General features: G+C 36.7%; 15 protein-coding genes and 3 pseudogenes. 9 read left to right on the plus strand and 9 right to left on the minus strand.

The genetic code is table 11. From position 1 onward, the window contains the following. The first annotated feature begins 6 nt into the window (after nt 1-6). The 7 genes from IPP61_00960 to IPP61_00990 all read left to right on the plus strand — a co-directional run bounded on the left by IPP61_00960 (nt 7) and on the right by IPP61_00990 (nt 7,563). Nucleotides 7-894, plus strand: coding sequence for an NAD kinase (locus IPP61_00960; GenBank protein ID MBL0323751.1), 888 nt, complete (start codon nt 7-9; stop codon nt 892-894). 66 nt (nt 895-960) lie between these two features. Continuing rightward, a complete protein-coding gene (locus IPP61_00965) occupies nt 961-2,016 on the plus strand; it encodes a hypothetical protein (protein MBL0323752.1) in 1,056 nt (351 codons plus the stop codon). A gap of 84 nt (nt 2,017-2,100) precedes the next feature. Further along, a complete protein-coding gene (locus tag IPP61_00970; GenBank protein ID MBL0323753.1) occupies nt 2,101-2,850 on the plus strand; it encodes a hypothetical protein in 750 nt (249 codons plus the stop codon). 112 nt (nt 2,851-2,962) lie between these two features. Beyond that, the gene (locus IPP61_00975) at nt 2,963-3,715 is read left to right on the plus strand and encodes an isoprenyl transferase (protein ID MBL0323754.1); all 753 of its coding nucleotides are present in this window, start codon (nt 2,963-2,965) and stop codon (nt 3,713-3,715) included. Next, nucleotides 3,712-6,318, plus strand: a complete 2,607-nt coding sequence (gene bamA / locus IPP61_00980; GenBank protein MBL0323755.1) for an outer membrane protein assembly factor BamA — start codon at nt 3,712-3,714, stop codon at nt 6,316-6,318. Before IPP61_00975 ends, bamA begins: the two co-directional genes overlap by 4 nt. Before the next feature lie 119 nt (nt 6,319-6,437). Beyond that, on the plus strand, nt 6,438-6,956 hold the full coding sequence (locus IPP61_00985; protein ID MBL0323756.1) for an OmpH family outer membrane protein: 519 nt from the start codon (nt 6,438-6,440) through the stop codon (nt 6,954-6,956). 28 nt (nt 6,957-6,984) lie between these two features. Continuing rightward, nucleotides 6,985-7,563 (plus strand): OmpH family outer membrane protein, encoded by a 579-nt coding sequence (locus IPP61_00990; protein MBL0323757.1) that lies wholly within the window; start codon nt 6,985-6,987, stop codon nt 7,561-7,563. Between the two features lie 58 nt (nt 7,564-7,621). On the opposite strand, the gene holB is transcribed toward IPP61_00990, so the two are convergent. The 6 genes from holB to IPP61_01020 form a co-directional block, all read right to left on the minus strand. Further along, nucleotides 7,622-8,722: a DNA polymerase III subunit delta' gene (holB, locus tag IPP61_00995; protein MBL0323758.1), complete on the minus strand. Its 1,101-nt coding sequence runs from the start codon at nt 8,720-8,722 to the stop codon at nt 7,622-7,624. Nucleotides 8,723-8,726: 4 nt separating this feature from the next. Beyond that, nucleotides 8,727-9,905, minus strand: a complete 1,179-nt coding sequence (locus tag IPP61_01000) for a glucose-1-phosphate thymidylyltransferase (GenBank protein MBL0323759.1) — start codon at nt 9,903-9,905, stop codon at nt 8,727-8,729. A 64-nt stretch (nt 9,906-9,969) separates the two neighbouring features. Then, the gene (locus tag IPP61_01005) at nt 9,970-11,553 is read right to left on the minus strand and encodes a S8 family peptidase (GenBank protein ID MBL0323760.1); all 1,584 of its coding nucleotides are present in this window, start codon (nt 11,551-11,553) and stop codon (nt 9,970-9,972) included. A gap of 166 nt (nt 11,554-11,719) precedes the next feature. Beyond that, entirely contained in the window at nt 11,720-12,862 is a 1,143-nt protein-coding gene (locus IPP61_01010) for an aminotransferase class I/II-fold pyridoxal phosphate-dependent enzyme (GenBank protein MBL0323761.1), read from the minus strand. A gap of 39 nt (nt 12,863-12,901) precedes the next feature. Further along, nucleotides 12,902-14,239 carry a DUF937 domain-containing protein gene (locus IPP61_01015; GenBank protein ID MBL0323762.1) on the minus strand — a complete coding sequence of 446 codons (1,338 nt, stop codon included), beginning with the start codon at nt 14,237-14,239 and terminating at the stop codon, nt 12,902-12,904. A gap of 234 nt (nt 14,240-14,473) precedes the next feature. Beyond that, nucleotides 14,474-15,271 (minus strand): hypothetical protein, encoded by a 798-nt coding sequence (locus IPP61_01020; GenBank protein ID MBL0323763.1) that lies wholly within the window; start codon nt 15,269-15,271, stop codon nt 14,474-14,476. 575 nt (nt 15,272-15,846) lie between these two features. On the opposite strand from IPP61_01020, the pseudogene IPP61_01025 reads away from it, so the two are divergent. Continuing rightward, a pseudogene (locus IPP61_01025) lies at nt 15,847-16,170 on the plus strand (response regulator). Nucleotides 16,171-16,202: 32 nt separating this feature from the next. Here the strand turns inward: IPP61_01025 and IPP61_01030 are convergent. After that, nucleotides 16,203-17,562: pseudogene (locus IPP61_01030) on the minus strand (IS110 family transposase). 260 nt (nt 17,563-17,822) lie between these two features. Between IPP61_01030 and IPP61_01035 the strand changes: the two are divergent. Further along, nucleotides 17,823-18,668: pseudogene (locus tag IPP61_01035) on the plus strand (sigma-54-dependent Fis family transcriptional regulator). 49 nt (nt 18,669-18,717) lie between these two features. Here the strand turns inward: IPP61_01035 and IPP61_01040 are convergent. Then, nucleotides 18,718-21,219: a glycoside hydrolase gene (locus tag IPP61_01040; protein MBL0323764.1), complete on the minus strand. Its 2,502-nt coding sequence runs from the start codon at nt 21,217-21,219 to the stop codon at nt 18,718-18,720. A 143-nt stretch (nt 21,220-21,362) separates the two neighbouring features. After that, on the minus strand, nt 21,363-22,535 hold the full coding sequence (locus tag IPP61_01045) for a phosphoribosylformylglycinamidine cyclo-ligase (protein MBL0323765.1): 1,173 nt from the start codon (nt 22,533-22,535) through the stop codon (nt 21,363-21,365). Nucleotides 22,536-22,558 lie beyond the last annotated feature (23 nt).

The raw sequence follows: 22,558 nt of genomic DNA on the forward strand, positions 1-22,558 counted from the left end.
ACTAAAATGAAATTTCTAATACACGGACGTGTTTTTAAAAATGAATCATCTCAATCGATTCAGGAAATTTTCAATGAAATTGAAGCTCATCATATAGAATATAGCGTATCTGAATCTTTCGCTGAGATTTTGATTGAAAACCAAATTCAGTTTAAACAGTCCAGGATATTTAATCTTTCCTCCGAAATCAGTGATTATGATATGGCATTAAGCCTGGGAGGTGACGGATCTTTTTTAGAAACACTTTGGTTGGTTGCCAAATACGAGATCCCGGTATTGGGAATCAATTTTGGACGTCTGGGCTTTTTGACTGATATCCAGCCGCAGCATATTAAAGAAACCATCGATAAAATATTACAGAAAGATTATTCCATCGATGAACGCATCATGATTAATGCCCGTGCCGATACTGAGATATTTGAATCAGGCATGAATTTTGCACTCAACGAAATAGCCATAGCAAAAACCGATACTTCCTCCATGATAGTAATAAATACCTATGTGGATGGAGAGTTTTTGAATAGCTATTGGGCAGACGGCATAATGGTAGCAACCCCTACGGGTTCTACCGGATATAATCTGAGTTGCGGAGGACCATTGATGGTTCCGCAGTCTGATAATTTCGTAATTACGCCAATATGCCCGCACAATTTATTTGTGAGACCCATTATTGTATCCAGCAAGAGTCAGATTACTTTCAGTGTCGAAAGCCGGAGTAAGAATTTTTTACTTTCGATGGACTCCAGAGCTAAAATCGTAGGTGACGAAATTGGTGAGATTGTAATAAGTCTTGAAAAATTTAAAGCCAAACTGGTAAAAATAAAGGGTAACGATTTCCTCTCCACTTTGAGAAAAAAGCTTAGATGGGGCGAGGATATTAGAAACAGAGTTTAAAAAATATTCAATAAAATAGTAGGAATTTTCGTTTCCTACCAAATTGAGAAAACTAGGAGAGTAAAAATGATTATTTCTGTAAAAAAAGCATTCAGCCTTACCATTATCTTTTGTGGACTGATTATTATTCAATCTTTCGGTCAGAAAAAAGATGGCATTTTTAGTAGAAAAAAAATCGTAAATCAATATTCCACCGTGGGTATTGGTGGTGGCTCTTCCCATTATTTTGGCGATTTGGCACCTTACACCTATGCATATTATGGCCTTTACACCAATGTCAGGTGGAACGGAACCATAAATTACACCAGATATCTTTCTGAAAAATTAGCTGCCAGAGCATCATTTACTTACGCCAGGATATATGGAGATGACTATACTTTCTCAAATCGTAATATTGAAAAACTAGCTTCTCAGGCCATAAGAAACCTACATTTCAGAAATGACCTGAAAGAATTTACGGTTTCGGGTATTTATAACCTTCTTCCTCAATACAACAAAGGTCCAAAAGGACGAAATACGTTCATGCCTTTTGTTTCAGCCGGTTTGGGGTTTTATGGACATAATCCAAAAGCAATTTTGAGGACATCTGCTACTCAAACTTACTCAACCAAAGATGAAAGGAAAGATTGGGTTGCTCTTTATGGTTACAATACTTCAGGTCAGAATTTGCCGGGATCCACAATAAAAAAATACTCTTTAGTCCAAATAGTTGCACCTGTATCTGTGGGTTTCAGAGTCAAAGTGGGCAAAAGCTGGGACTTTTCAGCAGAGGCCGGGTTTCGATATACTCCAACAGACTATCTTGATGATGTAGGAAATACTGTTTACCCTGACTTTGACTTGTTGGAGGCGAATTTTGGACTTAACGCTCCATTGATGAGTTACAGAGCTAATGAGGATTTTCATGCCGCTTCCGGTGCAAACAGAATTTCACAGTTTTTAAATGCGGCTACAATTAAAGGAATGGTTACCAGTTCAGGAACTTCCCCAAGCCTTAATTCTGAAAACATATATCCTACTTCCAGCTTGAGGGGGTCAAAAAGACTAGACAGTTATGTATTGACTCAATTTACAATTAGTTATGTATTAAGCAACAACATCAAATGCCCTGTGATCAGATGATCTGAGTTTTACCCTATTTTTAATTTCAAATAAAATATCGGAACTTTGCAGTTCGTTTGAATGGGTATGACAAAAAAATCGTGTTTGAGTTTTCTCACAATTGTATTATTCCCTTATTTGATTTTTGCACAAAAAATTGAAGTTGGTGCTGGAATAGGACCAACTTATTATAAAGGTGATCTTCAACCCACTTTCCGTATTTTTAATCCTTCTATTGGAGCCAATGTATTTGGCAGATATAATTTCACAAAAGCTATTTCATTTAAAGCCAATGCATTTATTGGGCGTATCACAGGAAATGATAAAAAATCAGGAGATGTATTATTAAAAGCTCGAGGGTTTAAATTTTTTAATGATGTGTGGGATTACCATGCTCAAATCGAATATAACTTTTTGAATTTCAGAACACATAATGGCCGGTATGAAAAAAAATTCACACCATATTTATTCGTTGGTTTAGGTAGCTACGATATTATTCGTGGCAGATATTACAGCCCGGTTGGCACAAACCCTCCAACAGATTTCAGTAATGTAAATGTAAATTATTTCCTACCTTTTGGAATAGGTTATAAAACTATCGTAAGGGGAAAGTGGAATTTCGGAGCAGAATTCAGCACAAGAGCTTTATTACATATGGGAAAAACTGATAATACAGACAGCTTCGACTCTTATGCTGATGTTGTGGTAGGTCCGGATCCTTCATTTTTCAAAATTCTCCCCGGCACCTCAGGGGTTTTAACACATGCCAATACACCTCAAAAAGACAAATACTTTTACGTCTCTTTTTCTGTAAGTTATTTGTTTTATAAAGTCCATTGTCCGCCTGGCCGATAGTCCAATTCTTCTTTTTATAACAATCAAAAAAACAATATTTTAGGATTTTGTTTTATTAATTTCTTTAAGCCTTAAAATTTTGTATTTTTGCACTCCTTTTTGAAAGATAATTTTGATTGAATCAATAGACAAAAACAATTTACCCAAACATATTGCCGTTATTATGGATGGTAACGGCAGATGGGCAAAAAGCAGAGGTGCTATGCGTATTTTCGGTCATCACCATGGAATTACAGCAGTAAGAGATACTGTTAAGGCCTGTGGAGAGTTGGGAGTTGGTTATTTGACACTTTATACTTTTTCGACTGAAAACTGGAGCAGACCCAAAGCTGAAGTGGATGGCATCATGAACCTTTTGGTAAAAACTATTACTGATGAGGTACCTGAACTCCATAAAAGCAATGTAAAACTCAAGTGTATAGGTGATTTGACACAGCTCCCCAAAAACGCAAGGGAAAGTATGCTGAAGGGAATAGAGGATACTAAAAATAATACAGGACTAGTGTTGTCTTTGGCCCTTAGTTACAGCGGAAAATGGGATATAATTCAGGCAGTAAAAAGTATTGTAAGTGAGGTAAAAGACCAAAAACTTACTATAGAAGATATAAATGAGGGTATGTTTGGAAATTACCTTTCGACATTTCCTGACCCGGAAGTAGATTTATTGATAAGAACTGGTGGTGATCACCGTATCAGCAACTACCTCCTTTGGCAGTCAGCTTATGCAGAACTATTATTTTTAGACGACATTTTTTGGCCCGATTTCAGAAAACAACATCTTTTCGAGGCAGTGTTAAGTTTTCAAAACAGAGAAAGAAGATTCGGAAAAACCGGAGAACAGATTAAAGAAAAACAGAATAAATGATTAACCCTATCAGACTATTTTTAATAATTGGATTACTAACATTAAGCAACCACAAGGCTTTTTCTCAATTTATTGGAGTTGGTGGCAATCGAAATAAACCGGTGGTAGCTGTTGAAAACCCGGTGGATTATTTGGCACCAAAAGAATACATTATCGGAGGAATAACAGTTTCGGGTGTTAAATTTCTTGATCCTAATACCTTAATTTCGGTTTCAGGTCTTAATGTGAATGACGTAGTGACTATACCAGGTGAGAAAATTTCTACCGCAATCAAAAGATTGATGGACCAGGGAATATTGGAAGATATCTCAATTGACATCACAAAAATCGAAGGCAAAACAGTTTTTTTGGACTTAAACCTTAAAGAAAGACCCCGATTAAGCAAGATTGTTTTGAAGGGAATCAGGAAAAGTGAACAGGAAACAGTTGAGGAAAAAATTAAAACTTATAAAGGTAAAGTTATCACTGAAGCTATGGTAAAAAACCTTCAGGGGTTAATCAAAAAACATTATCTTGATAAAGGATTTTACAATTGTACCGTGCAAGCACAGCAAATAACTGATACTCTCCGTGCCAACAATGCCGCCCTTGTATTCAATATAGCAAAAAAGAAAAAAGTTAAAATTAATGATATACAGCTCAATGGTATCGAAGAAATGCCAGAATGGAAGCTCTTATCAAAAATGAAAGGCACAAAAGAAAGAGCACCATTAAGGATTTTTACTCCATCAAAATTTGTAGAAAAGAAATTTAAAGAGGATAAAGAGAAACTCGTTGCTTTTCTCAACAAAAACGGATATCGTAATGCCCAGATAACCAAAGATTCTATGTTCAAATTCGACGACAGAAGTATCAATATCGTCTTAAATGTAACTGAAGGAAAACGATTTTATTATAGAAATGTAAGCTGGTCGGGGAATTATCTCCGAAATTCAGATACTTTGAGTTTGATTCTGGATGTAAAAAAAGGCGAAGTGTACAATCCTGAAGAACTCGAGAAAAAAATTAACGGAAAACCGGGTGCTGATATCAGTTCTTATTACATGGATGACGGCTACCTATATTTTAGCTGCCAACCTGTAGAAGTAGCTATTGATGGCGATTCTATTGACATTGAAATGAGAATCAATGAAGGAAAACAGGCAACAATAAGCAAGATAATTCTAAATGGTAATACAAAAACCAGTGACCATGTAGTGTTTAGAGAGATTTTGACCAAACCTGGCCAGAAGTTTTCGAAAACAGATTTAGTTGAAACTGTACAGGTGTTGTCGAAATTGGGATATTTTGATCCTCAAAAAATTGATCCTAAACCAATTCCACAAAGTGATGGAACAGTTAATATAGAGTACAATGTTGAAGAAAAATCGAATGATAACATTGAGCTATCAGGAGGTTGGAGCGGGATACAGGGTATTATTGGTACTTTTGGTATAGTATTTAACAATTTTGCAATCAGGAAAATATTTGACCTAAAAGAATACAAACCGCTTCCAAAAGGTGACGGACAGCGTTTTGCTATAAGAGTTCAGGCCAATGGAGGTTTTCAGAATTACTCAATTTCATTTACAGAACCATGGTTGGGTGGCAAAAAGCCTAATTCATTCTCTGTGAGTATTTTCCACTCTGTGCAGGATTATAGCAAAATAGCCAAAAGAATGCAGGATTATTACTCTGGTTCCAACTATGGCAGTTATTATGGAAACGTTTACAATTCTTCACTTTACCAAGGATTCTTTAGAAATACTGGTGGATCAATCACCTACGGTAAACGACTTAACTGGCCTGACCGAAATTTCTCTTTGAGTTCGGTTCTTTCTTATCAATATTATGATGTATCAAACAGTATATTATTGAGCAACTTCCAGAATGGTCAGGCTCATGATATTACTTTAGGATTGAACCTATCAAGATATACACTTAACAATCCTCAATTTACAACCAGTGGCTCTAATATATCACTAAATGCCTCGTTTAATCCACCTTACTCAGCGTTTGGAAAACAGACGGGTGAAAAACTTTGGATTGAAGGTCATAAATGGATGTTTGATGCAGACTGGTATGCCCCATTGGTGGGCAAGTTTGTACTTCATGCAAAAGGTAACATGGGTTTCTTGGGTAAATACAACCAGTCAAAAGGATATAGTCCGTTTGGTAGATTTGTAATAGGTGGTGCAGGAATGGGACTTCAAAACTCTAATAGTATTGGTGTAGAATTGATTGGGATGAGAGGCTATGATGAAGGAGTTGTTTACGAATCAACCTACAATGAAAAACTTTCGACTCAAAACGCCAACGTGTATTCACGTACCGGTGGAATAATTTATAGCAAATATGCCTTGGAACTGAGGTATCCGGTTTCTCTCAATCCTCAGGCCACTATTTTTGCATTGGCATTTGCCGAGGCGGGTAATAGCTGGGGAAGTTATAAAGATTACAATCCGTTTAAATTGCGGAGGTCAGCAGGTATAGGTGCCAGGATATTCATGGCGGCATTTGGTCTTTTAGGAATTGATTATGGTTACGGATTTGATCCGATTCCAGGCTTGCAAAATAAAGGTTTGAAAGGATTTACTTTTAGTATTGGTCAGCAAATCAGATAAGTCAATTGTTAATTGCTTGTTAATTGTATAGCCTGTCCACAACTTTTTAGAGTTTGGCTCGTCTATAGTTCAAGTAAAAACCATTAAATAAAAAACAAATATTTAGAAAGAAAACAGAAATGAGAAACAAGGTATTTTTTCTATTTTTGGTTTTGCTCAGCTTGGGGACTCAGGCCCAGAAATTTGGATATATCGACACCGAATATATCATGAACAAAATGCCTGAATACAAAAAAGCGTCAGAAAGCCTCAATCAATTGACTGAAAAGTGGACCAAAGATATTCAGTCAAAAAACGAGGAACTTGAAAAAATGAAACAAAAATATCAGCAGGAAGAAATATTACTTACTCCTGATATGAAGAAAGAAAGACTTGAAATAATTGATAAGAAAGAAGATGAGCTTAAAGTTCTTAACAACAACGTTTTCGGAATAAATGGTCAGTTATTTCAAAAGAAAAAAGAAATTTTAAAGCCAATTTTGGAAGATATTTATAAATCGTCTGAAAAAATTGCCAAAAAGTATAAACTAAGTTTTATCTTTGACAAAGCGTCAGATTTGACCATGTTTTATGCCGACCCCCGTCATGATTATACCGATTTCATTATCGAAGACATGGGGTTAAATTTGAAAAAGTAAACCAATTAATTTTTTTAACAATACAAAAATGAAAATCAAACTGTTTGTAATTGCTTTAGCTTTGTTAGGAAGTTTAAGTATCAATGCCCAAACTTTTAAATTAGGATATACCAATATCGAATATATATTGCAGAACATGCCTGATTCGAAAGAAATTTCGACCAAGTTGTCGACTGAAAAAGCTCAGTATGACAAACTCTATCAGGAAAAACTTGCTGATGCTCAAAAATTATTGGACGATTATCAAAAAAATGCAGCTACAATGTCTGCGGTAATCAGAGCTGATAAAGAAAAAACGCTTCAAAACAAGCAAAATGAGCTTCAGGAATTGCAACAAAATGCAGAAGCAGCTCTTTCTCGTAAGCAACAAGAATTAATTGCACCGGTTATGGAAAAAATCCAAACTGCAATTGATGCCGTGGCCAAAGAAAATGGATACACTTATGTATTGAATTCTGATGCCGGATATGGAACTACGCCAGTGATTTTGGTTGCACCTGAGTCTGAAAATATTACAACTCTTGTATTTAAAAAATTGGGTGTAGCTGCCCCTGAAGATCCAAAAACTGCTGCTCCGGCTACTGCTGCACCGGCACCTAAAAAATAAGAACTGAAAAGATTTTGTTTGAAATATTGCCTCCCGGAGAAATCCCGGAGGCTTTTTTTTATTTTATCAATCTTGATATTGAGAGTGATAAGTCAAGAAACATGATTTTTGCTCTGACGTTCCGTTCAATCAACATCTGTGATTCAGAAATAGCTTGGGTGATCTTATCCAAATTTTCAAATTTAAAGACTCTCGAAAATTTCCGGACAAATACCAACTCCTCCCCTTCAAGCTTGATAAGGCTCTGAGCACCAACACATTCCAAGTAAATTTCCCTGATTATTTTTAAACCATAATCAAGCAAACTTTTCTGACTTTCTTTGGTCAATGCGTCAAATTCATCGGCCAGTGGAATTAATTTTGTCAAATCGAAAGCATAACAATATCGCATCCAATTGGCAAACCAATCTTTTTCATTTTGATCTTTCTGACTTAATATTTCAAATGCTTTATTAATATTTCCTTCAGAAAGAAATGCCACTTGTGCGGCTCTTTCATGACTTAATCCTCTCGATTGAGTGAGAAAATCTATCATTTCGGTTTCATGTAGATTCCTGATTGCAATACGCTGAGTACGCGAAATAATGGTAGTTAGTAGCCGGTTGGAATCATTGGTAACCAGCAGAAACAAGGTTTTCTCCGGTGGTTCTTCCAAAATTTTGAGCAGAGCGTTTGCAGCTGACTGCCCCATGGCTTCCACTATCCAAATAAGTACTATTTTATACCCCCCTTCATAAGACTTGAGGCTGAGATTTTGAATGATTTGTCTTGATTCTTCAACCGGAATGTTTCCTTGTTTGATTTCAATATATTCCAACCAGTCAGACAAACCAGCAAAAGGGTTTTCTTCAACAAATTCCCGCCATTGCTTAATGAAATTTTCAGAAAGTACTTTTTTGCCCCCTGCAGTAGGGTATGCAAAAATGAAATCCGGATGAGCAATTTTATCTATTTTTTTGCATGATGCACATTCTCCGCATGAATCCTCAGCTGAAGGGTTCTTACAATTGACATATGCCGAAAATGCCAGGGCCATAGGCAAGGCTGCACTTCCAGAGGCACCGTCAAACAGCAAGGCATGTGCTACATGATTGGTATTTACGGCATTGATGAGCTGTTCTTTGGTTTCTTTTAATCCGGGTATCTGAGAAAACCTCATCGACTCAAAGTTTATTATGATTGGAAATGTGCTTTAAAATCCTTTCGTCTTCGTCTGTTAAATGAAGATTCCTACGTGACATGGTGTCATTGATTACCTCCAGGGCTTTTTCGAACCGATACTTCACATACCCTTCTGTTTTCCCTCCCCAGGTAAAAGAATCAATAAATTTCTCCTGAAAACCTGCACCATAAACATTTACTGACACTCCAACTACAGTGCCGGTATTAAACATAGTGCTTATACCAGCTTTGGAATAATCACCCATAAATGTACCGCAGAAAATTTCTCCTGAATCCACCAGGTCATCAACTGAATAGTCATACAGTTTTACTGATTTATAATCATTTTTCAGATTGGAATTGTTGGTATTGGCTCCCAGATTGCACCACTCCCCGATATAGGAATTTCCTAAAAATCCGTCGTGGGCTTTGTTTGTAAAAGCATGAAAAATACTATTTCCAACCTCCCCTCCTACTCTACATACAGGCCCCAAGGTGGTATTAGGTCTTATTTTTGCCCCAAAAGCAACCATGGAGTTCTCACCTATTGCTACCGGCCCAATCAATAAACTACCTTCCTGAATAATACTGTTTTTCCCAATATAAATTGGTCCGTTTTCAGCATTAAGTATTGCGGCTTTAATTGATACTCCTTCTTCAATAAATATATTTTCGGTATTATACACCGCAGTAAAAGGATCGGTAATTTCTGCTGATTTCCTGCCTTTCACAATTTTCTCAAAATCGAGCTTGATTTGATGGGCATTATTAAGGAAAAGAGATGGTAAACTATTAATTACATCTATATTATCTTTGTATTCGGCACATTTTTCGGGCAGATATTCAAAACCAAAATTAAGTTTAAGGCTTGTTTTAAAGGCAATCAGAGAATTTTGATAATATAAACCTTCGTTTATTGATACTTTTTCTATAATTCCAACCAAGGCTTCATCAGGCAAATATGAAGCATCAATATAAATATTAGTTTCATGGAAATCTGCTACATATTTATGATCAAGATAAGCCTCCGTTAAATATGAAACGTTGGCATTGGGCAAATACGCCTCCCATTTTTTATTAATTGTATGGATTCCTACCCTAAGATTACCCACGGGCCTTGTTAAAGTCAAAGGCTTAAGTTTTTCTCTGAAAACAGGATTATCGAAAAGTATTATGTTCATTCGAAAAGATTTTTTCAAACGCAAAAATACCCAAATATTTGATTGGAATAAAGCAAATGCAGGATTACTGTTTTCCGCTTATTTCAATTGCCATTTTTACAGCATTAAAGGTATTCACGATTCCGCCCGTATTACATAATTCAGAAAATGTAGCTTTCTCTTTGCCCCCTGGTATATTTACCTCAGTACCACTAATTTTTTCTACTGAATTAAGAATAATAGATTTGATTTGAGCAGCATCTAAGCTAGGGAAGTAGGACTTTAAGAGTGCCGAAAGACCGGTAACAGCGGGTGAAGCCATACTAGTGCCTTGTTTTTCTTCGTATTTAGAACCCGGAACTGTTGAGTAAATAGCTACCCCCGGCGAAAACACATCTACGCCCTTTTTTCCAAAGTTACTAAAATCAGCAGGTAAATCGGCTCCTTCAACAAAATTAGAGGCACCTACAACAATCCAATTTTTAATTTCAGAGCCATTGAGCATTATTCTGTTGGGGAAATGTTTGTCGACATCCACATTTTCATTTTCATTTCCAGCTGCCGACACAAGTAATACTCCTTTTGATTCTGCATATTTTGCAGCATCATCCACCCATTTTTTATCCGGAGAATATGCCTTTCCAAAACTCATATTGATTACCTGTGCCCCATTATCTACAGCATATTTGATTGCGTTGGCTACATCTTTATCCCGCTCGTCGCCATTGGGTACGCACCTTATCACCATTATTTTTACGTTATCAGCCACCCCTTTTACCCCTTTTTCGTTGGTACGGTCAGCGGCAATAATTCCAGCCACATGTGTACCGTGCATGGCATCTGGCCCCATAACTTCATTGTTTCCGTATGACCCAAAACCCAACTCTGAGGTGTTATCTCCTATTATTTCTCTGGGATTAAAGTCTGTATTCAGGTTGTATTCCAGTTGCTCTTTGAAGTGATTTACACCATCCACCAAATCGGCTTTAGTGGCACCCATTGCAAGCATATTTAACCAGGCTTGCTTTGCCGCTCTTACTGACCTTTCAACTTCAGCTTCATTAATTTTTAAAACATCCTCTTTGGTCAGATCTTCTTTCCCTGTGATTTTTTTCAAAACTTCTTCCGCTTTTGTTACCCTGTCGAGCATACCCTGATATAAAGGCAAATATTGCTGGGCTTCATTTTTTTCATCTTCAATTTTCCTTTTCAAGCTTTGCAATAATTCATAATCAGCTTTGTTTTTTTTGATAAATTTCTTTTTTGGATTTTCTCCAAAATAATTCTGAAGTTTTATCAAAATCCTCACGCTTTCAAGTTGTTCCTGATTGATATCGCGACCATCTTTGGCTCCGATGAAATCCCATCCATTTATATCATCTACAAATCCATTTTTATCATCATCAATTCCATTGCCTGCGATTTCACCGGGATTAACCCATATATTATTTTTCAAATCTTCGTGTTCAATATCAATTCCCGAATCAATTACCGCTACAATTACAGTTTTAGATTTTCGATCTTTAAGTAATTCTCTGTAAGCCTTTTCGGTACTCATTCCACGTATTCCATCTTCTTTGAGGTCAAGATTGTGCCAATTAAATTTAGTTTTTAATTCTTGTGAAAAAGAAAAGAAGGGAATAAAAACAAGAATGAGTATTTTTTTCATTTTGAATATTTAAGTTTTGAAATAAAACCCTTTTCTACGGATTTGACAAAAATCAAATTAAAAATTGTCCGGTTTTCCAAAATTTTTAGAAAACTGAATATTTGAAATCAAATTATTGATTATTCGAAAAAAGCGGAAGACAAAAATAATATTTTTTACTTAAAAATCAGCCAAGTGCTTGTTTAAAATCTGCAATTAAATCCTGTAAATTTTCTATTCCTACTGATACCCTGAGAAGATTTTCGGGCAAAACAGAGTCTTTCCCCTCATATGTTCGGCGATGATCGACCAGACTTTCTACTCCACCCAGGCTTGTGGCATTTTTAAATACTTTAAGTCTCGCAGCTACGGCTTTGCAGTTTTCTTCGTCTCCTTCAATCAAAATTGAAAGCATCCCTCCAAAACCATTTTGCATCTGATTTTTCGCCACTTCATGTCCATCATTTGACTTTAATCCCGGATAATATACCTGCGAAATTTTTGGGTGTTTTTCCAGATATTCAGCCAATTTCATTGCATTTTCCGCGTGTCGTGGCATTCTTAGGTGAAATGTAGCCAGACTACGATTAAGCAACCAGCAATCAAAAGGTGAAGGCACGCAGCCGCCAGTTATTTGATAATCTTTAATTCTTGCGAAAAACACTTCGTTTTTTTCTTCTTTCCACATCAATGCACCACCTAATATATCAGAATGTCCACCAAAATATTTGGTCGTAGAATGCATTACCAGGTCGCATCCTAAATCAAGAGGTTGGGTAAAATATGAAGTTGCCCAGGTGTTGTCACAGGCAACAATTACATTTTCATGTTTTTGTGCAAGTTTTAAGATAGCATTAATATCAGTGATTTTGAGTTTGGGATTAGATGGAGACTCCACCCAAATCAATCTTGTTTCGGGCAATATTGAAGAATTAACTCCTTCAATATCAGACATATTTATCTCAGAATAAGTAATACTTGTATTGGTGCCGAGTAATTTAAGGGCTGAGCGGGTACCGTAATATATATCATCGGGAATTATCACATGCGAACCCGCAGGAAGGGCTTGAAAAACCGCATAAGTAGCAGCCTGTCCCGATGAAAATGCCAAAGCTTGCCTGGCATGCTCTATGGCTGCCAGTTTTTTTTCCAGTTGTCTTCTATTTGGATTTGAAGCTCGCGAGTATATATCACCACCTGCAACAAAATTACCATCTGAGCCGCGTTCAAAGGTGGTACTTAAAACAAGGGGAGAAACTACAGGTTCTGATTCAATTTCAATCGGAATCCCGTTCACAAGAATGGTTTCCAGGTTTAATTTTTCCGGCATCTGATTTTTTAAAAAAAACAAATTTAGGATAAAAACCCATCAATTATTTATTTTAAAAGCAATTCCTGTAGAATTTGAACCTTTGCTTTTACCTTTTATTATGATCTGACTTTCATCAACACCAAGCTCAATCAAAGCTTCACGGAAGGCATACGCCCTGTCTTCACTTAAAGTTGAATTGCCCCCTGTGAGAGAGGTGATCTGAATTGATTTATTGGAATTTGCCAATTGCGATGCAATTTTCTTTATATCCGATGAATTTTTCACCTCTGCACTACCATTTCCGAAAGTATTGGCCGCTAGACTATTATATCCTGAAGGCACTGAAAATGCCGCTTGTGGCTTTGGAGAATCATTTATCTCATTTTTTACCGGTGCGATAACAGTTTCCTTCTTTTTAACAACAGTAGGCACAGTATTATTTTTCTCTAGATTAGCCGCATTGACTGCATTTTTAGCTTCCGGTTTTTGAGGAACCACAACTGCAGGCTTAGGCTCTGCAGGCATTGCATTTTTTTCTTTATTGTCAATGGGCTCAACTTTATTTACTTCAGGAGGTAAATTTGCTACTGTAGAATCAGGCAAAAAATCTTCTGGCTTCAATTCAACTTCTTTTTCTTTGAATACCGGAGAAATACCAGCATTTTCTTTTTGATTAATCCGGTTTTTGAACCAATAACCCAAAGCAAACAGACCTACAATCCCTAAAATCAACCATGGTATGATTATGCCCCAATTGATACTAGATTTTTTCTTAATGGGTTTTTCAATGCTTCTGCTTTCTCTTACTGGTGTTACTTTTTCAACAATTGGTTGAGTAGCATAATTTGTTTTAACTGATGCTTTTTTTACCGGAAAAATATTACTGATTGCAGGTGGAAGGGACTGATAAACAGAATCTGAAATATCTGAAAACCATTTTTTTAAACCCGAAACATCCAGGCTATTATCTTTTACTTTTTTCCCGATATAACCAAGAACCAATGGAGCAGCCAGACTCAAAAGAGAAGAAGCACTGGTTTTTCTAACTTCGGCAATTTTCGAAATCTTTTCCACCACATCATTGGCAGAGTTTTTCAAAAAATGATTTACGATATTATTTCCAATTGTGATTAACAATTGAGTTTTTTCATTATTAGAAGAGAAGTTTTCAAGGTTTTTGAAAATCTCTCCGGTATGCCCTCCGTCATTAAGGATACCAAGAATTCCTTTCACATCCTGGTCGGTAGCCGAAAACTTAAGCAAACCGGCCATAAATGCCTTGAGACTGAGCTGTAAACCTGAGTTAACATCAGAAGATTTTTCTCCGAAAAACTGAGAAAAGTTTTCGATGGCAGCTGAGGATACAGAATTCTTTATGTCATTTACAAAATCCATTTTGTAATAATTTATTGAAATAACGCTTTTAGGCTAATATTAATGAGTCAAAAACTTATATTTTGTGTCTGGTAGTTTAAAAAACAAAAACCATGCCCATAGCATCCAAAATGATATTTTGAATAAAACGAATTAGAGGAAGAAATAATTACAGACATAAAAAAAGAAAATCCCCGAAAGTCGGGGATTTCTTGATACCACTAGGATTATTAGTTAATTGCACTTAAGCCAAGGCTATTTACAACCAAACACATAACTAAGTGTTTCGGTCGCTTTTTTGCCATTTCTCGTTGACACTGTCTCCGATTGGGTTGGCAACCCATTGCTATCATATAGATAATCAATATTTATTTGCTCGCTTATTTTTCCTTTTTCGTCATAAACTTTTCCGATAATCATATTATTCTCACCGAAATAAGAGAAGAAATTGTTGGCTATTCCGACAAATCCTAAGGCAGCAGTTTTATAAACTTCAGGAAGGAATTGTTTTTTGTTATCGAATTTTTCTCCAACAAATGCAAGCTGCTCCATGTCATTATCGATTGAAGAGAATACTTTTGACACATTGTTGTTAATATATTCCAATCTAGTTTTTCCGGAAACTTTTTTACCAAACATTTCAACGGTAGTTACTACAGCCCCAAGTCGGTTATTTTCATTGTATGAGAATTCGTTGGTCATAAATTTGAAACCGTTGATTGACACATTGCTTTTTGTAATAATATTGTTAGCTCCATATTCAAATTTTACCAAATACTTTTCTGTTGAATTTTCGGTGGTTATTTCCATTGATTCAGCCAGATTTTTTGAATTATATTTGAAAATCACAATTGTTGGAATTGAATCACGACTAAAAACCCTAATCAATTTATTTCCTAACCACTCGTAATTTCTGATATTTCCTTTGGGTCCATCCACCGACATCAAGGGACACTTGGAATTGCTGATGGGTGTTGCGTCTTTTTTCTTACATGAATAATTCAATGAGGAAAAAACGACTACGGCCAATATTAATAGCTTTGAAAATTTCACTTTCTTAATTTTTATAAATACACTCAATAACGTATTGCTTTGAAATACACAAAAACCGTACCGTTTGAGTATCCTGGAGGGAATATCAAGAAGAATAAGCAGCAAAAATAAGATACAAATGCCTGTATATAAGCATTTTAAATTTTATAAAAATAATTAAAAAATTTCATAAAACGATAGGAGCCTCTTTATGGGAAAGCGTTCAATTTTTGGAAAGTCTTAACTAAAAATCCTGTTAGTAGTAGATTGTCAATTTCCATGCCAAATGGTTTTCATTGATAAATCTTTTGCATTTTTTCATAAAAAATCTTTCGATAAAAAAATTGAATTTTGCTTACCCTTTGGATTCGAACTTGTTTTATATTCCAATGCCTGTTAGATTAAACCATTCACAACCTATTGAAAAATAATAGCTTAATAAACTGTTATTATTAACAACCCTAATAATTTGGCTTAGAAATTAGCAATTACTAAACACTTTTTTATTTTTATTAATCACCATATTGAAAGTTTTTGGGTAAATTGCAGAATATTTAAAATAAACTCTAGGAAACGAACTTTTCTACTCGTAAAGAATGGCCAAAATATTAGTAATAGACGATGAGAAAACTATCCGGGATGCCCTTAGAGACATTTTGGAGTATGAAGGCTATGATGTAGACGAAGCCAAAGACGGGCAAGAAGGCCTTGATATGGTAATGAACAGCCTATATGATGTGGCACTTTGTGATATCAAAATGCCCAAAATGGACGGCCTGGATGTGCTACTCAAAGCTAAAGAAGAAGGCGTTATCACTCAATTTGTTATGGTTTCAGCTTTTGGTAATGTTGAAAATGCCGTAGAAGCTACCAAAAGAGGAGCGTTTGATTTTATCACCAAGCCACCTGATCTTAACAGGTTCTGACTAACGTTTTTTATTCACACTGATAATCAATTAGTTGCCAATTGTATTTCCTCATTAGTCAGTCCAAATTTATCAATTTGTTTTTGGATTCTTTTGACCAAGCCAAGTTTTCTTTTTTGATCTAAGAATAAATAACCTTCGGGGTTAATATATCTGGTTCCTTTTGTTACCATATTCCAAACTATTACTGCCAATTTTCGAGCAGTTGCACTAATAGCTGACACTCTTCCCTTTTGAAGTTTATTCTTTGGAAGAAATCTCTTAGTGGAGTGGAGTCTTTCAGATTCCCTATGGCATTGGCGGCATTTCTTAGAGCAATTTTTAAGCGATTACTTCCTTTTGGTACTTTGCTCGAAATTATTTTGCCACCAGTTTTTTATTGTTTGGAGCTAGCCGTAGCCAGCTGGCAAACTGTTTGGCGGTTTGAAACTTTTTATGCCCTCTAAACCCACTTCGCTGATTAAATGCAGGATTGTTCCATGAGAAAAACCTTCGATTTCCATCAGGTCCACTCCTTCAAAATATTGGTAACCGACGATGTTTAAATCTATATTTTTTGGTGTGTTTTTATTGATTCTTTTATGCGATTTTTTATCAATATAATGTTGCCTTTTATTGTCGTCTTGATCTATTATCTTACTCAGCATTTTTTCTATTTCTGTATCGCAAGCTGTTATTTTTGTTTGAATGATTTTATACATATCAAGCTCTTGTTGTAGGGCAAATAAATAATCCATTCTCCCATTGGTTTCTAAAGCTTTAGCTATCTCGGCTTCTGATTTTCTACAGTTTCCGTGTCTGAGTTCGGCCAGTTTTTCAGGTTTTGTTTCGCCTTTGCAAATAGCCTCAATAATTGCCAATCCAGTAAGGCCGCAAATGTCATTTACCACTACGTCAAGCCTTAAGTTTAACAATCTCAGATATTTTTGCATCTTTTCTGAGTACTGGCGGCCATATCCAAAAGATTTGCTCTGTGACGGCAGTAGGTCCTTAATTGCTCAGTAGCTTCATCAGGCAGAAAACTACCAGATAATAGGCCAATTGAATGTAGTTTTTGAATCCAGGCACAATCTTGAATGTCAGTTTTACGACCTTTGATGTTTTTTGTAAACTTACCATTGCAAAGGATTACCTGAAAACCATGAGCCAAAAGAACAGCATAAAGTGCTTGCCAATAAGTGCCTGTACTTTCCATAGCCACTGTGGAAATTTTGTTCTCAGCTAGCCAGTGGGCTATAGCTTTTAGGTCTTCATTAAAGACACCAAACTCACGGATGTCTTTCTCTTTTGCCCAATTGAAACCCAATGACTTCTACTACCTATGTCAATCCCTGCCGCATAAGGATTAACAATTTCCATGGAAAGTGATTCAACTTTTTGATCCATAAAATTTGAGATTTTAATTAATAAAATACTCATTGAGAGTGCTCTTTAGGAATAAAAATATTCTGAACGGGGTTCACGCTTTGGGCGTGACCGCCACTTAAGTTATGACACACACTCCAACCAGGATTGCACTCGTGCTTCCCGATAGTAATCGGGAGCAACAGTTTTAAAATCGGCCTTGCAATGAGTATTCAAATTTAAGGAATTGGTTGATAAGTGCTTCCCCGTTAGCTTACTAAGTTAATGGGCGGGGCTTATATTCTGGATTACTGGTAACGGTGCGAAATGCCATCGAGAAATCAAACGACATAGAAGTAATAAAAACGCTCAAAAAGCGTGTTTATAAGTTAAATGAGATTGTGGGCGACTCGCCTTTGATCAATAAAGTAAAAGAGACCATCGATAGAGTGGCTCCCACTGAGGCCAGGATTCTTGTAACCGGACCTAACGGATCAGGTAAGGAGATGGTTGCCAAGCAGATACACGAAAAAAGCAATCGTTTGAAAAGACCGCTGATTGAAGTAAACTGTGCTGCTATACCTTCAGAACTGATTGAAAGTGAGCTTTTTGGACATGAAAAAGGTGCTTTTACCTCTGCCATAAAGCAACGCATCGGGAAGTTTGAACAAGCCGACAATGGTACGCTTTTCCTTGATGAAATTGGCGACATGAGTCTTTCTGCTCAGGCAAAAGTGCTTCGTGCCCTTCAGGAAAGTAAAATAACACGTGTTGGTGGTGAAAAAGAAATAAAAATCAACGTACGTATCATTGCTGCTACAAACAAAGATTTGAAAAAAGAAATCGCGGAGGGTAACTTCCGGGAAGACTTATACCACAGATTGAACGTAATTCCGATATATGTGCCACCATTGGCAGAAAGAAAAGATGACATTCCACTGTTGGCTGAGAAGTTTTTGAGCGATGTAGCTGATGAATACGGTGACCAGATGAAATCATTCTCACCGGAAGCCATGGAATACATGAAAAATCTGCCATGGACCGGAAACGTGCGTGAACTACGTAACGTGGTGGAGCGTTTGGTGATCATGTGTGACCAGGTGATAAGTGTAGATGAAGTGAAACTTTACGCCGGATTAGGTTTGTAATCTTTTAGAAATAATATTCTTAAAAAGCCCCGAATTGGGGCTTTTTTGTTTAATATTTGATTGAAACCGGACCAAGTAAACCAGAGGGAACGGGATCCCAGCCCGATGCATCAAAAGGCTTATATTGAATATCCACCATGTTAATATCATAAAATTTCTTCCAGGGTACTTTTTGTTGGTCGAGGTACCTTATATGATTGGCGGATAGATTTCTGACTTTGATTTTGATATCGTTTTCTTTTTTCAAAATGCCAGTTGGAATATCTAAAACAAAAGGTAAGCACCAGATGGTCCCAAGATTTTGTCCATTGATCCAGACTTCTGCAGTTTCACGCACATCACCCAGTTCAATCATTGCTTTTTGACCAATATAATGAGCCGGTACAGAAAAATTATTGGAATATTCGCCATATCCATCAAAATATTGTGCCATAGAATCTGGAATCTGAGTCCAGGATTTCAAGGAATCCATGTTGAATTCTTGGGAAATCGAAGGCCAACCTTCGGAAAATTTAAATTGCCAGTTATTAGAAAGTTGTATTTTATTTATAAAATTATTCAACTCGTAATTTTGAATCGCAGGCCTAACTTCATTGGTCAGAAAAATAAAACAACTTTGACCTGACAGCAGCTTTAATCTAAGTGTTTTATTGGAAAATGGTATCGATTCGAAATTTTTCCCTTTTGCCGGAACCAGAATAAGAGCATTTTTATATTTTGTATCAAAAATTAAATCGCCTTCTGAAAATTTTTTTCCTTGATTAGCAACAAAATAGATTGTGCCTGAAGGAAGTTTTTTTCGTAAATATTCAAGACCCAGCTGAGGCATAATTTCCTTTTTTAGATTAAAAGTATTTAAAGCTCTAATGATATTATCGGTTCTTGAACTAGTGAAAGACATTTTTTCTATTGAAAATCTTTTTTGATTTACTTCAAAATTCAGGAAACCGGTAGTTTTTTGAGGCAACCTTTTCTCAAATAAAACTTTAATGCCATTTTTTTGAAGAATTTTTAAGGATAAAAGCGTTTCAAGTGGCAAGTATTCTATTTCAGGAATCACAATGGCTTTGTATCCAAATTCACCAAGTTTCCCCTCTGATAAAGCCAATATTTGTTTATCAGAAACAAAATCAAAAGCGTATCCCGATATTTCTAATTGAGATAAAAGACTTCGGTATTTCTCATTAAAAATTCCGTTCTTTTCAATATTATGCACATCCATGGTATAAACGCCCTTTTTGGGTTTATGCCAAATATCCTGAACTGGGAAATACACCAAAATTTCGTTGTCATGCTTGCTATTTTGTAACAAAAACTGACAATTTTCGATGTATTTATTGAGCAAAGGCAACTCATTCCAGAAATGCGAATTGAAATTAAAGTTGGTAGAGGCGTAAAACAGCCAACCCGGCCATGGTTCAGCCATCGGCGAATATGGTGCTCCGTGATAAAAAATATGGTTGACACCTCCCAAAAATGACTCATCGATAATGGGTTTTATCTGTGAGAGGCTCACTTTGAAATGATTACCCAACCAGGTGGCTGTCTCGGAACTGATAAGTTTTTTCTGATAAATATTAGCCGGTGACGAAGCCAACTTTAGTACCCATTTGTTGGGTTGGCCAAACTGACTTTCCCTATATTCGGAATCCTGACGGAAAAGGGGAATATCAAATGGTTTTGATCCAAAAAATTCGGTTTCGGGGATATTATTTACTGCGTACAAGTCCAGCACATTTCCGGGCGAACCGTGGGATTCATTTCGGGTGATTTTACCATGTTTTTTTGCAAAATCATTGAACGGATTTGTGAATTCTTCTAAAAGAAGTTCTGAAATAGTAAGTTGATAATCAGAATAAATTTGTTTTTCAGCCTCAGAATACTCTTTTTTGTTTTCAAAAATACTGAGATATGGCTCAAGGCTATAACCTCTTCTATTTATAAATTTTTCAAAAAAATGCTCAGTCCAGTCTGCCCCATAAACTTCATACGAGTCATTATAAAATGCCCGGATTCCAATATGATTTTTCGAAAATACACTGTCAAATTTTGACAGATATTGCACCACATTTTCTTTATCAAAATGATCAAGTACCAATCCTTCCCCGCCCGGAGCGGCACGTTTTACCTGCTGTTTGGTATTTTTTGATTTTAAAGAAGGTTGATTATCAGCATCATAAACAAGCTCGAATGTTTTGGCTGCATTTTTGTGATTTACATCAGGCCCACCAAAAGGCCAGCCTGTCCCCAGGGTCATGTCGATTCCCAAACCAAGTTTCTCGGCTTCTCTTACAGTAAAATCTACCATTTCGAGCCATTTGGGGCTCAGGAAATTGATAAAATTCCCCTCTTCTCCTCTTACGCCATAAATCGGAATAATATGCAGGCCTCCAAAACCTGCCTCGGCATATTTCTGGAGATTGGCCCGCAGGTCAGGCTTATTGACAGCACTTCCCGGCCACCACCAGTAAGCCCAGGGTTTGGCAGTATTTTGTGCAAAGAGCTTATTGCTAAATAAAAATAACAGAATGACAAATCTTAAAACTCTCATTTTTAAAGGTTGAAAGTTTAAAATTAGCCAGAATTTTAGGATTTACTGTGCTTTGGTGTCATGGGAAAAATGAAATACTTTTTGCAATAAAATTTTTGCAGAAATATTTTGCAATAAAAAAAAGGCAAAGCTTTCAAGCTTTCTCAATACTCAAAAACCCCAAATTCACTCGTTATCGTGAGTCTTTTGGAATCTGAAGCCTCTACCCTACCCACAATCTGAGCCGGGATTCCGAAACTTTCGGAGATTTCTATTACGGCTTGGGCATCTTCAGGAGAAAGATACACTTCCAGCCGGTGACCCATGTTAAATACCTTGTACATTTCGGCCCACGAAGTACCCGATTGCTCCTGTATCAATTTGAAAAGTGGCGGAATCGGGAATAAATTATCTTTGATAACATGTACATTTTCAACAAAATGCAGCACTTTGGTCTGGGCACCTCCGCTACAATGTACCATGCCGTCGATTTTACCTTTTAGTTTTTCCAAAAGAGCCTTAACCACCGGGGCATAAGTGCGAGTGGGTGACAATATGAGTTTGCCCACATTGACCACGAGGTCATCTTCAATTTTTATTTTGTCGGTCAAAAGTTTGGAGCCGCTATAAACCAGTGAGCTATGTATATCCTGATCAAAACTTTCAGGGTATTTTTCTGAATAAATATTATCCAAAACATCGTGCCGGGCAGAAGTCAGCCCATTGCTTCCCATGCCTCCGTTGTATTCGGTTTCGTAAGTAGCTTTTCCGTATGAGGCAAGACCCACGATCACGTTACCGGGTTTGATGTTGGCGTTATCAATCACCTCAGCACGTTTCATACGGGCAATCACGGTGGTATTTACCGTAATGGTTTTTACCAAATCACCCACATCGGCGGTCTCACCACCAGTGCTGTAGATTTCAACGCCATTTTTACGGAGCATCTCCAAAACTTCCTCACTGCCATTGATGATTTCGGCAATCACCTCACCGGGAATCTTGTTTTTGTTTCGGTCAATCGACGAAGACATCAAAATAGGGCCGGTAGCACCCACACAAAGCAGGTCGTCGGTGTTCATGATGATGCTGTCCTGAGCGATGCCTTTCCAAACTGAAACATCGCCGGTTTCTTTCCAATACAAATACGCCAGAGAGGTTTTAGTACCTGCCCCATCGGCATGCATGATATTACAATAGGAATCATCGCCTCCCAGAATATCGGGAGAAATTTTGCAAAAAGCCTTTGGATACAATCCTTTATCCAGCTTTTCTATAGCCTTATGAACATCTTCTTTTGAGGCCGAAACGCCCCGCTGCATGTAACGATCTGACATGAAATAGAATCAATATTGTGAGG

The sequence above is a fragment of the Cytophagaceae bacterium genome (genome assembly GCA_016722655.1).
GTDB lineage: Bacteria > Bacteroidota > Bacteroidia > Cytophagales > Spirosomataceae > Leadbetterella.